Source organism: Flavobacterium sp. (assembly GCF_043722275.1).
Classification (GTDB): Bacteria; Bacteroidota; Bacteroidia; order Flavobacteriales; family Flavobacteriaceae; genus Flavobacterium.
On record NZ_JAYSPC010000083.1, the window covers coordinates 1 to 12,664 of the forward strand.

The 12,664-nt window shown below is 32.2% G+C and carries 13 protein-coding genes; 4 read left to right on the forward strand and 9 right to left on the reverse strand.

What is annotated here, in order from left to right; translation table 11 throughout:
* Positions 1-280: 280 nt before the first annotated feature.
* The 9 genes from ACHZDT_RS10825 to ACHZDT_RS10865 form a co-directional block, all read right to left on the reverse strand.
* Entirely contained in the window at positions 281-709 is a 429-nt protein-coding gene (locus ACHZDT_RS10825) for a hypothetical protein (RefSeq protein ID WP_394774647.1), read from the reverse strand.
* A 140-nt stretch (positions 710-849) separates the two neighbouring features.
* The gene (gene sucD / locus ACHZDT_RS10830) at positions 850-1,722 is read right to left on the reverse strand and encodes a succinate--CoA ligase subunit alpha (RefSeq protein ID WP_047775108.1); all 873 of its coding nucleotides are present in this window, start codon (positions 1,720-1,722) and stop codon (positions 850-852) included.
* An 84-nt stretch (positions 1,723-1,806) separates the two neighbouring features.
* Complete coding sequence (locus tag ACHZDT_RS10835; RefSeq protein WP_394774649.1) at positions 1,807-2,169, reverse strand: nuclear transport factor 2 family protein; 363 nt, start codon at positions 2,167-2,169, stop codon at positions 1,807-1,809.
* Between the two features lies 1 nt (position 2,170).
* Positions 2,171-3,100 (reverse strand): UDP-3-O-(3-hydroxymyristoyl)glucosamine N-acyltransferase, encoded by a 930-nt coding sequence (locus tag ACHZDT_RS10840; protein WP_394774651.1) that lies wholly within the window; start codon positions 3,098-3,100, stop codon positions 2,171-2,173.
* Positions 3,101-3,236: 136 nt separating this feature from the next.
* A complete protein-coding gene (efp, locus tag ACHZDT_RS10845) occupies positions 3,237-3,803 on the reverse strand; it encodes an elongation factor P (protein ID WP_089479142.1) in 567 nt (188 codons plus the stop codon).
* A gap of 91 nt (positions 3,804-3,894) precedes the next feature.
* A complete protein-coding gene (gene lpxA / locus ACHZDT_RS10850) occupies positions 3,895-4,680 on the reverse strand; it encodes an acyl-ACP--UDP-N-acetylglucosamine O-acyltransferase (protein WP_065450097.1) in 786 nt (261 codons plus the stop codon).
* 74 nt (positions 4,681-4,754) lie between these two features.
* On the reverse strand, positions 4,755-6,143 hold the full coding sequence (locus ACHZDT_RS10855; RefSeq protein WP_213296693.1) for a bifunctional UDP-3-O-[3-hydroxymyristoyl] N-acetylglucosamine deacetylase/3-hydroxyacyl-ACP dehydratase: 1,389 nt from the start codon (positions 6,141-6,143) through the stop codon (positions 4,755-4,757).
* Positions 6,136-7,179 carry a UDP-3-O-(3-hydroxymyristoyl)glucosamine N-acyltransferase gene (gene lpxD / locus ACHZDT_RS10860; protein ID WP_394774653.1) on the reverse strand — a complete coding sequence of 348 codons (1,044 nt, stop codon included), beginning with the start codon at positions 7,177-7,179 and terminating at the stop codon, positions 6,136-6,138. The genes ACHZDT_RS10855 and lpxD overlap by 8 nt, the downstream gene beginning before the upstream one ends.
* A 39-nt stretch (positions 7,180-7,218) precedes the next feature.
* Positions 7,219-8,448, reverse strand: coding sequence for an HD domain-containing protein (locus tag ACHZDT_RS10865; RefSeq protein WP_394774654.1), 1,230 nt, complete (start codon positions 8,446-8,448; stop codon positions 7,219-7,221).
* 221 nt (positions 8,449-8,669) lie between these two features.
* On the opposite strand from ACHZDT_RS10865, the gene ACHZDT_RS10870 reads away from it, so the two are divergent.
* The 4 genes from ACHZDT_RS10870 (at position 8,670) to ACHZDT_RS10885 (ending at position 12,651) form a co-directional block, all read left to right on the forward strand.
* Complete coding sequence (locus tag ACHZDT_RS10870) at positions 8,670-10,223, forward strand: response regulator (protein WP_394774655.1); 1,554 nt, start codon at positions 8,670-8,672, stop codon at positions 10,221-10,223.
* A 174-nt stretch (positions 10,224-10,397) separates the two neighbouring features.
* Complete coding sequence (gene tsaE / locus ACHZDT_RS10875) at positions 10,398-10,805, forward strand: tRNA (adenosine(37)-N6)-threonylcarbamoyltransferase complex ATPase subunit type 1 TsaE (protein WP_394774656.1); 408 nt, start codon at positions 10,398-10,400, stop codon at positions 10,803-10,805.
* 95 nt (positions 10,806-10,900) lie between these two features.
* Positions 10,901-11,368, forward strand: a complete 468-nt coding sequence (locus tag ACHZDT_RS10880) for a GNAT family N-acetyltransferase (RefSeq protein ID WP_394774657.1) — start codon at positions 10,901-10,903, stop codon at positions 11,366-11,368.
* Between the two features lie 83 nt (positions 11,369-11,451).
* Positions 11,452-12,651, forward strand: a complete 1,200-nt coding sequence (locus tag ACHZDT_RS10885; protein ID WP_213296707.1) for an alanine dehydrogenase — start codon at positions 11,452-11,454, stop codon at positions 12,649-12,651.
* The last annotated feature ends 13 nt before the right edge of the window (positions 12,652-12,664 follow it).

The following is a 12,664-nucleotide window of genomic DNA, read 5'->3' on the forward strand; positions in this document are numbered from 1 at the left end:
CATAGGAAACCGCCTCTTTTATTGATCTGCCACGGGTTAACCGCAATACTAGAATTAATCTAATTTAAGAAATATCTTAAATTGTAAGATTTTATTACCACTCTTTTAGTTTTATCTTTTAACAAATTTTATCGCTGATGTCTTTTATCATCAATAATAACTTATTATTTAAATTATAATAATCGCAAAAGATTATATTAAAAAATAAAATTTATATAAATGAAAAAGCCTTACTAAATAAATAGTAAGGCTTTCTTATAATCTTATTTAAATCAGCTTTTTAGAAAGCTACATTCCATCTTGGTAATTTTGCATTTGCATCTAAGAAGTTTTGCAAAACTTGTCCTTCCACTGCAGTTGGAATTGCTTTTACATCTGCGTTAAAAGTTTCATACCAAACCACTTCAAGAGCATCAATACTTTCTAATTTCATTTGTGCTGGCCAAGAATATTTTCTTCCAGTTTTTGCAAATTGGTGTCCGTTTACAATTTTATCGTATAAACCACCGTTTTTGCTTTTTAAAGTTCCGTCATTTTGAACAGTTCCTGTAGAAGCAACCATTACTAATTCTTTAGCATCACCTTCAATTGCATAGACAACAAAAACTCCTGCACCTGCTTCCGGAGCATTACAAACTTGTTCTAAACTATCTTCAATTGTAAAAGTAAAACTATTGCTCACTTTAAACTTTTCTAATTCTTTGTACATATTTTTCTTTTTTAAGCTTCTAAACTACTAAGGCTCTAAGTTACTAAGCGTCTTAAATGAGTTAGTATTTTAAAATGGAAAAAAGTCTCAACAAAATTGAGACTTTTTTGGAATTTGTTATTTTAAAAATTGGAATTTAATTATCCAAGTATTTCTTTTACTTTTTTACCAATTTCAGCTGGTGAATCAACAACGTGAATTCCGTTGTCTCTCATAATTTGTTTTTTAGCAGCAGCTGTATCATCAGAACCACCAACAATAGCACCTGCGTGACCCATTGTTCTACCAGCAGGAGCAGTTTCTCCAGCGATAAAACCAACAACTGGTTTACGGTTACCATCAGCTCTCACCCATTTAGCAGCATCAGCTTCTAATTGACCACCAATTTCACCAATCATAATGATGATTTCAGTCTCTGGATCGTTCATTAATAATTCGACAGCTTCTTTAGTTGTAGTTCCAATAATTGGATCTCCACCAATACCAATAGCTGTAGTAATTCCTAAACCTTGTTTTACAACCTGATCAGCAGCTTCGTAAGTTAAAGTTCCTGATTTAGAAACGATACCAACTGTTCCTTTTTTGAAAACGAAACCTGGCATAATACCAACTTTAGCTTCACCCGGAGTAATAACACCTGGACAGTTTGGTCCGATTAATCTAGAATTTCTTTCTTTAACATAATTATTTGCTTTAATCATATCTGCTACAGGAATTCCTTCTGTAATAGCAATAATTACTTTAATTCCAGCATCAGCAGCTTCCATAATTGCATCAGCAGCAAAAGCTGGCGGTACGAAAATGATAGATGTATCAGCTCCAGCTTGTTCTACAGCATCTTTTACTGTATTAAAAACCGGACGATCTAAATGGCTAGTTCCACCTTTTCCAGGAGTAACACCACCAACAACATTAGTACCGTACTCAATCATTTGAGAAGCGTGGAAAGTTCCTTCACTTCCTGTAAATCCTTGAACAATTATTTTGGAATCTTTATTAACTAAAACACTCATGATATATATTTTATGTAGTTTTTAAAATTGTGATGCAAAAGTAAGGTTTTGTAACGTATTTTAACCTTTTTGTCTTTAAAAAAATTAAGAAAATTGACTCATCTGATAACCTCGATATAATTTATCATCTTTTATTTGCCAAATTGTAGCAAAATGTGCTAATAACATCTCTTCTCTTGGGTTTTCAATCGTTTTTACAAAATGTGAATAGCGTATCGAAACTAAATCATCTTCGGCTATAATGTGGCTAATTCTTACTTTTGAACGTACATAAGCACGACTAAGTTCATTTGCCATATCCAGCATTGAATTATAATCCATCTCGATTAATCCTTTGGTACTATTCCAATCTAACTTAACATCAGGATGCAAATAAGTTTTCATTATTTCGCCATCAATTAAGGCATCTGACTTATAAAATTTTTGAACAAATTCTTTAATAGACATATTACTTCAATTTATTTAAAATTTCAGGAATCTTTTTGATATTGGCTAATTGCTTTAACTTTTCTCTTGATTCTTCGATTGGGGTTCCAAAATAAGATTTTCCTCCTTCAACCGATTTAGTAACTCCGGTTTGTCCTAAAATAACAGCCTTTGCTCCTATTGTGATTCCGCTTGTTGTACCAACTTGTCCCCAAATTGTCACTTCGTCCTCAATAATTACACAACCCGCAATACCAGTTTGTGAAGCTATCAAACATTTTTTACCAATTACGGTATCATGTCCAACATGTACCTGATTATCGATTTTTGTGCCTTCGCCAATAGTTGTATCACCTGTAACACCTTTATCAATAGTACAAAGCGCACCAATACCCACATTATCTTCAATAACAACTCTTCCTCCTGAAATTAACTGATCGAAACCACTCTCGCGTTTTTTATAATAGAAAGCATCAGCTCCTAAAATAGTTCCCGCGTGAATCATTACGTTATCACCAATTACAGTATTGTCGTAAATAGTAACATTAGGATGTATTAAACAGTTTTTACCAATTGTAACGTTGTTTCCAACAAAGCAATTGGGCTGAATTACAGTTCCTTCGCCAATATTTGCCGAAAGAGATATACTTACAGTTGTAGCCTGAAAAGGTCTGAAATGTTTAGTCAAAGTATTAAAATCTCTGAAAGGATCATCAGAAATCAAAAGAGCTTTACCTACCGGACAATCTACTTTTTTATTAATTAAAACAATAGTAGCGGCCGACTGTAAAGCTTTGTCATAATATTTGGGATGATCCACAAAAACAATATCTCCGGATTCCACAACATGGATTTCGTTCATGCCTGAAACCGGGAAGTTTGGGTCACCTATAAATTCGCATTGAAGCAAATTTGCAATTTCTTGTAAAGAATGAATCTTTGGAAATTTCATATTTTATTATTAGAAAATTTGTCAATTAGAGAATGTGTCAATTAGAAAATGTGTCAATTAGAAAATAAAAATTATTCAATTTCTGCGTATGCATCAATTTTCTAATTGACTCATTGACAAATTATCTAATTAAAAATTACTCTTTTACACGCTCCATGTAATTTCCTGAAGCTGTATCGATTTTAATTTTATCACCTTCGTTGATGAACAATGGCACGTTTACAGAAGCTCCAGTTTCTACCGTAGCAGATTTTGTAGCATTTGTAGCTGTATTTCCTTTTACTCCCGGCTCAGCATAAGTAACTTCAAGAATTACAGATGATGGCATATCTACAGATAGAGGCAAATCAGTTTCAGTATTCACCTGAACCATTACACTTGTTCCTTCTTTTAATAATCCCGGAGCATCTAAAATGTTTTTATTCAAAGAAATTTGCTCAAAAGATTCTGTATTCATAAAATGAAATTCATCTCCTTCAGCATATAAAAACTGATAATTATGCGTTTCAACACGAACATCCTCTATTTTATGTCCTGCAGAAAATGTATTGTCTAATACTCTTCCTGTTGTTAAACTTCTTAATTTAGTTCTTACGAAAGCTGGACCTTTTCCAGGTTTTACGTGAAGAAATTCAACGATTTTATAAATATCGTGATTGAATTTAATACACAATCCGTTTCTAATATCTGATGTAGATGCCATTTGTTTTGTTTTATTTAATATTTTGTTGAATCGTTAAATCGTTTATCTGTTAGCCATTTACGACTGAACAAATAAACGATTTAACTTTTATCTAATAGTTTCCCGAATAACCTTTCATGATTCCTCTTGATGAATTTCTGATAAAATCTAAAATTTCATCTCTCTCAGGAGTAGCTTCCATTTCTGCTTCAATAATACTTAAAGCTTGTGTTGTATTATAGTTCTTTTGATATAAAATTCTGTAAATTTCCTGAATTTCTCTAATTTTTTCAGTAGTGAAACCTCTTCTTCTTAAACCAACTGAATTAATTCCTACGTATGATAACGGCTCTTTTGCCGCTTTTGTATATGGCGGAACATCTTTTCTAACCAATGATCCACCAGAAATCATAGCGTGATCTCCAATATGAATAAATTGATGAATAGCTGCTAAACCACCAATAACTGCATGATTACCAACAACAACGTGACCAGCTAAAGCAACACCATTTACAATAATAGCATTATTACCAATCTCACAATCGTGTGCAATGTGAGCATAAGCCATAACTAAACAGTTATTACCTAAAATTGTTTGTCCTGAAGCAACTGTACCTCTATTAATGGTTACACATTCTCTAATAGTACAATTATCTCCTATAATAGCTAAAGAATCTTCTCCTCCAAATTTCAAATCTTGTGGTACCGCAGAAATTACTGCTCCTGGAAAAATATTACAATTTTTACCAATTCGGGCACCTTCCATGATTGTTACATTTGAACCAATCCAAGTACCGTCACCAATAATTACATTATTGTGAATTGTTGTAAAAGGCTCAATTACAACGTTTTTAGCGATTTTAGCGCCGGGATGAACATATGCTAATGGTTGATTCATCTGTGAGTTTTATATTTTATAATTAAAATAATCTAATTTGGGCAACAAACGTAAACAATAAAATTGAGAAATTATTATTGTTTTCTTGCAATTTGAGCCATTAATTCTGCCTCTGTTACCAATTTTCCATTTGCGTATGCATTTGCCTGCATGTGACAAATTCCTCTTCTGATAGGAGAAATCAATTCGCATTTAAAAATTAAGGTATCACCAGGCAATACTTTATGCTTGAATTTAACATTATCAATTTTCATGAAATATGTCAAATAATTTTCAGGATCCGGAACCGTACTTAATACTAAAATCCCACCTGTTTGTGCCATTGCTTCAACAATTAAAACACCTGGCATAACCGGAGCTTCAGGAAAATGTCCTACGAAGAAATTTTCGTTCATCGTTACATTTTTCATTCCAACAACATGACTATCCGACATTTCAATGATTCTGTCAATCAATAAAAATGGAGGTCTGTGTGGTAAAACTGCCATAATTTTATGAATATCCATCAATGGCTCCAAGTTTAGGTCGTAAACCGGAACATGATTTCTTTGTTCAATTTTGATAATTTTCGCTAATTTTTTAGCAAACTGCGTATTTACATAATGCCCTGGTTTATTAGCAATAATTTTTCCCTGAATTCTAACTCCAATCAAAGATAAATCTCCAACAACATCAAGTAATTTATGTCTTGCCGCTTCGTTAGGATAATGCAGAGTAAGATTGTCTAAAACACCATTTGGTTTAACCGAAATCTTGTCTTTACCAAAAGCTTTCTTTAAATTTTCCATTGTAGTTTCAGATATTTCTTTATCCACATATACAATAGCATTATTTAAATCACCACCTTTAATTAATCCGTTTTCTAAAAGAGATTCTAATTCATGTAAAAAACTAAAAGTTCTTGAATTAGCGATTTCGTCCTTAAAATCGGCTATGCTTTTCATGGTTGCATTTTGAGTACCTAAAACTTTAGTACCAAAATCAACCATTGCAGTAACTTGATAATCATCGCTTGGCATTACCAAAATCTCGCTTCCAGTAGTTTCATCAGTAAACGAAATAACTTCTTTTACTACATAAACATTACGTTTAGCTTCTTGTTCCTCGATTCCGGCATTTTCAATCGCTTCAACAAAATATTTTGACGAACCATCCATAATAGGAAGTTCAGAGGCATTTAATTCTATAATAACGTTATCCAAATCACAACCAACCAATGCAGCTAAAACGTGTTCAGGAGTTTGAATTTTTACACCTAATTTTTCTAAGTTAGTACCTCTTTGTGTATTAACAACATAATTAGCATCAGCCTCAATGACTGGTTGACCTTGCAAATCAACTCTTACAAAAGTGAAACCATTATTTATTGGAGCTGGTTTAAAAGTCATTGTAACTTCTTTTCCAGTGTGTAATCCAACGCCTGTTAGTGAAATTTCATTCTTGATGGTCTTCTGTTTAACCATTATTTCCATTTTTTGGGTTTATTATTTGTTTTTTTAATTCTTCAACTTCGGCAACAATTTTAGATAAATTTCTAAAATGAACATATGATTTATTAAAATCACTATATCCAAGTGATGGTGAACCTTGTAAAATTTCATCATCTTTAATGTTTCTCGCAACCCCTGACTGAGCCTGCAATCTAACATTATTACCTATAGTTAAGTGGCCCGCGATACCTACTTGCCCGCCAATCATACAGTTTTCGCCAATTTTTGTAGAACCGGCAACACCAGTTTGCGCTGCAATTACAGTGTTTTTACCAATTTCTACATTATGGGCAATCTGAATTTGATTGTCTAATTTAACTCCATTTCTAATTATTGTAGAACCCAGAGTTGCTCTGTCAATCGTAGTATTTGCACCAATATCTACATTATCTTCTATAATAACATTCCCAATTTGAGGAACCTTACTATAAACTCCTTCTTCATTTGGCACAAAACCAAAACCATCTGCACCAATAATACTTCCTGAATGAATCGTACAATTGCTGCCAATTATAGTTTCAGAATAAATTTTGGCGCCTGCAAAAATATATACATTATCCCCAATAACAACATTATCGCCAATAAAACTGTTTGGATAAATTTTTACATTATTACCTAAAACCACATTTTGTCCTATATAACTAAAGCTTCCCAAATATAAATTTTCTCCATATTTAGTCCCTTCAGATATAAAAGATTGCGCTTCTATTCCGTTTTTATTGAGTTTAACCTCATTGTAAAATTGCAAAAGCTTTGAGAAAGAGGCATAAGCATCTTCTACTTTTATTAAAGTGGTAGTAATTTCCTGTTCCGGTACAAAAGTGTCATTAACAATGGTTACTGATGCTTTTGTAGTATATATGTAGTTGATATATTTGGGATTAGCCAAAAAAGTAAGCGATCCTTCCTCGCCTTCTTCTATTTTAGACAGTCGAGAAACTTCTGCATTGGGATTCCCAACAACTTCTCCTTCTAAAATTCCCGCTATTTGTTCTGCTGTAAATTTCATTGCGACAAAAATATAAAAAATAGATTTTAAATGTTAATTTTAGATAAGTTGTTTTGGAAAACAGATGTAATATTTTGTTACCAATTTAGATAACGATTTCAAATTCAGCTGATCAGATGCTTCTACAACATCCTCAATTGTTTTATCTTTCTTCAAAATTCGTATTGGTTCCGCTTCTTTACTATAAGCCTGATTTTTTATTTTTCCTCTAAAGATAAAATATCCAGCCTCTAACTGTGTAATATGGTGCGCATTAGCAAATTGTTCCTTCAAAGATTGTGATTCTTCCATCGGAATTTTATCTGCACTTAATTTAATTTTTAGCAAATCTCTATTAATCAGCATTTTACTTAAAGTAGAAAGTATAAAATCATTATGCTTTTGCCATGCTTTTAAAGCGCTAATGATATCAAAATCATCTAATTGAGAAAATAAATCTAATTTTTCGGCATCAAAATTTTCTAAATCAACCTTATTTTGCATAAAATACAAAAGTGGCTCGCTGCAAGGCAAAGTAATTCCTTTTAATGTCAATTCTTTCGCTCTTTTTAGCACTTTCATCAAAATTAGCTCCGCCACTAAACTCGTTTTGTGCAAATAAGCCTGCCAATACATTAATCTTCTTGAGAGCAGGAATTTTTCAACCGAATAAATTCCTTTTTCTTCAATTACTAAAATGTCATCAACTACATTCATCATCTGAATCAAACGCTCAGAATTTACATTTCCCTCAGCAACGCCTGTATAAAAACTATCACGCTTTAAATAATCCATTCGATCCATATCTAATTGACTTGAAATCAATTGCAACATGAATTTTCTGTGATATTCTCCTTTAAAAACCTGAATTGCCAAACTTAATCTTCCGTCAAATTCATCATTTAACTGATTCATAAATAGTAACGAAATCGCCTCGTGATTCACATCTTCAACAATACTTTTTTCCATAGCATGCGAAAACGGACCGTGACCAATATCATGCAGCAAAATTGCAATCAGTAAAGCACATTCTTCATCACTTGAAATTGCAACGCCTTTAAATCGAAGCGTTTCAATAGCTTTTTGCATTAAATGCATACAACCCAAAGCATGATGAAAACGCGTATGATTAGCTCCGGGATAAACCAAATACGATAATCCCATTTGCGAAATACGGCGTAAACGCTGAAAATACGGATGTTGAATTAAGTCGTAAATAAGTTCGTTCGGGATGGAAATAAACCCATATATAGGATCATTGAATATTTTTAACTTATTGATTTGAGTCACTATTTAATTCTTTTTAGGTCAACAAATATAAGTAAATAACCATAAAGAGCTTTGCGTTTTTCATTTTAAAATTGACAATATATTGTGCTGATCTTCAATAGAACACTTCTTCAAAAAAAAGTTTTAAAATAAAAATCACCATTTGTTATTCTGAAATTTATACTATTTTTAATACTTTTTAAGTTCTATACCTCTAAATTGCAATAAAATTAAATACGTTTATGGATAAGATAAAAATACTTTGGGTCGATGATGAAATCGATCTTTTAAAGCCACATATATTATTTTTGGAGAAGAAAAACTACGCTGTAACTACTTGTAACAACGGTTTAGATGCTATCACTCTTTTTGAAGAAGACAATTTTGATATTGTTTTTTTAGATGAAAACATGCCCGGAATGAGCGGTTTGGAAACGCTTTCGGAAATGAAAGAAAAAAAATCGGCAATCCCGATGATTATGATTACAAAAAGCGAGGAAGAATATATAATGGAAGAAGCCATTGGTTCTAAAATCGCCGATTATTTGATTAAACCGGTAAATCCGAATCAGATTCTTTTGAGTTTGAAGAAAAATCTGGATCATTCGAGATTGATTTCTGAAAAAACAACTTTGGATTATCAAAAGGAATTCAGAAAAATCTCCATGGAAATGGCGATGGTTAACTCCTATGAAGATTGGGTAGAATTGTATAAAAAACTAATTTTCTGGGAACTGGAATTAGAGAATATCAACGATCAGGGAATGATTGAAATCCTTGAATCTCAAAAAGTTGAAGCTAATTCACAATTTGGAAAATACATTGAAAGAAACTATGAAGACTGGTTTGCTCCAAAAGCTGATAAACCAATTCAATCTCATACTTTATTTAAGGAATTAGTAGTTCCGGAAATCAAAAAGAAAGACAAACCAATTTTGTTTGTCGTAATTGATAATTTACGTTATGATCAATGGAAATCTTTTGAAACCGTTGTAGCAAATTATTATAAATTAGAAAAAGAAGTTCCATATTTTTCAATTCTTCCAACTGCTACACAATACGCCAGAAATGCTATTTTTTCAGGATTATTGCCAACAGAAATGGAAAAACAATTTCCGCAATATTGGAAAAATGACGTTGAAGATGGTGGAAAAAACCTTTATGAAGCCGAATTTCTTTCGGCACAATTAAAGCGTTTGGGCTTAAATATTAAAGAAGATTATTTTAAAATTACCAATTATGCCGGCGGTAAAAAACTGGCAGAAAATTTCAAAGCATTAAAAGGCAATGATTTGGTTACAGTTGTCTATAATTTCGTAGATATGTTATCGCACGCAAAAACCGAAATGGACGTAGTAAAAGAACTAGCATCAGATGATAAAGCATATCGTTCACTGACTTTAAGCTGGTTTAAAAATTCTCCGCTTTTAGAGATTATTCAGCAAGCACAACTTTTAGGCTTCAAATTAATTCTAACAACAGATCACGGTACAATTAATGTAAAAAATCCTTCAAAAGTTGTTGGAGATAAAAATACAAGTTTAAATTTGCGTTATAAAACCGGCCGTAGTTTAACATACGAGCAAAAAGATGTATATGTTGTAAAAGAACCTAAAGACATTGGTTTACCGGCAATAAATATGAGTAGTTCGTTTATTTTTGCTAAAAATGATTTCTTTTTGGCCTACGTAAACAACTACAATCATTATGTAAGTTATTACAGAAACACATATCAACATGGTGGAATTTCATTAGAAGAAATGATTATTCCCTTCCTGGTTTTTAATCCAAAATAATAAAAGAGTTTGCAGTCGCAGTTTTCTGTAAAAAGAAATTGCCAAAGATTTCACAGATTCACACAGATTAGAAAAATCAATAAAATCTTTTTAATCTGTGGCAAAAAAAATAGTTTACAGTTTACAACTGAGACTGAAAACTGTGACTGAGACTATAATTAATAAGCAATAAAAATGAACATCGTTTTTTCATTAGATCAAATTCAGGAAGTAGCAGAGAAAATTCTAGCATCAAATCCCAAAAAAATCATTCTTTTTAATGGAGAAATGGGCGTTGGCAAAACTACTTTAATCAAACAATTATGTAAAAGTCTGGGAGTTGAAGATGCAACAAGCAGTCCTACTTTTTCGTTAGTAAATGAATACTATACTTCTAACAATCAGATTGTTTATCATTTTGATTTTTACCGATTAAACAAAGAAACCGAAGCGCTGGATATGGGAGTTGATGATTATTTGTATTCAGGAAATTGGTGTTTTATTGAATGGTCTGAAAAAATTGCGAGTTTAATTCCTGAGGAACATTCTGTAGTTACAATTGAGTTATTAGCAGATGGAAAAAGAGAATTAAAATTAGTTTAGAATATTCCGCAGAGATTCACAAAGACAACACAGAGAACACAAAATTATTTTTAAAATTTGGCGAATCTTCGTGAAAGAACTTAACAAAAATGTAAATGAATACCCAAGTAGAAATAATCCTATTCTCTCCGGATTTAAAGGAATATATTAAAACCTTAAATAAGGAATGGCTTCAAAAATATTTCAGAGTGGAAGAAAAAGATGAAATTGTACTTTCAAATCCACAGGAAGAAATCATCGATAAAGGCGGAATAATTTTTTATGCTAAATATAATAAAGAAATTCTTGGAACTGTATCTTTACTGAAAGTCGATGAAACTACTTTCGAATTAAGCAAAATGGCAGTTTCGGATAAAGCACAAGGTCTGGGAATTGGAAATAAATTATTAGTTCATTGTCTGGCTGTAGCCGAAGAAAATAATATTAAAAAACTCTTTTTATATTCAAACCGAATTCTACTTCCCGCCATTCATTTATATGAAAAGTTTGGTTTTATCGAAGTTCCTTTAGGAAATGTGAGTTATGAAAGAGCCGACATTAAAATGGAAAAAATAATGACGTAATTTCATCACATACTATTAGCAGATTTTTTACATTGATTTAAAACTTTTTACGTAATTTGTACTCTTAATTTTCGAATAACTCCATGTCAATAACATTAACTCCATTTACGAAACAACAATTGTTGCCACAAGAAGAAAAACTTGAAGTTGGCCGATTCAAAAGAGAACTTTTCATAGGAATCCCTAAAGAAACAAGTTACCAGGAACGTCGTATTTGCCTGACTCCAGACGCTGTAAATTCATTAACTTATGAAGGTCACAGAGTTATGATCGAATCCGGAGCCGGAGAAAGTTCCAGTTATTCAGACAAAGAATATTCAGATGCGGGAGCTGAAGTTACAAAAGATACCAAAAAAGTTTTTGGATGTCCGATGTTGCTAAAAGTAGAACCTCCTACTATTGCTGAAATCAAAATGATTAATCCTGAAACGATTATAATTTCGGCAATTCAGTTAAAAACAAAAAAGAAAGAATATTTTGAGGCTTTAGCCCAAAAAAAAATTACTGCACTTGCTTTTGAATATATTAAGGACGAAGACGGATCTTATCCTGCTGTAAAATCATTAAGCGAAATTGCAGGAACAGCTTCTATACTTATTGCTGCCGAATTAATGATTACGGACGAATTTGGAAAAGGACTTTTATTCGGAAACATTACTGGCGTTCCTCCTACTGAAGTTGTTATTTTAGGCGCTGGAACTGTTGGAGAATTTGCTGCTAAAACCGCCATTGGTTTAGGCGCAAATGTAAAAGTTTTTGATAATTCTATTACTAAATTAAGACGTTTACAAAATAATTTAAACCAAAGAATTTTTACTTCAACCGTTCAGCAAAAAGCATTATTAAAAGCTTTAAGACGTTGCGACGTTGCAATTGGTGCGATGCGCGGAAAAGAACGTTGTCCTATTATAGTTACAGAAACTATGGTGGAACACATGAAAAAAGGTGCTGTGATTGTTGATGTTAGTATTGATACCGGAGGATGTTTTGAAACTTCGGAAGTTACAACGCATGAAAAACCAACCTTTATAAAAAGCAACGTTTTGCATTATTGCGTACCTAACATCCCGTCGAGATATTCTAAAACTGCCTCATTATCAATTAGTAACATTCTAACTCCATACTTACTTCAAATCGCTGAAGATGGAGGATTAGAAAGTGCCATAAGATGTAATAAAGGTTTAAAAAACGGAATTTACTTATATCACGGAATCCTAACAAATAAAGCTATTGGCGAATGGTTCGATTTACCCGATAACGATATTAATTTACTTTTATTTTAAGAGAACTTTAATG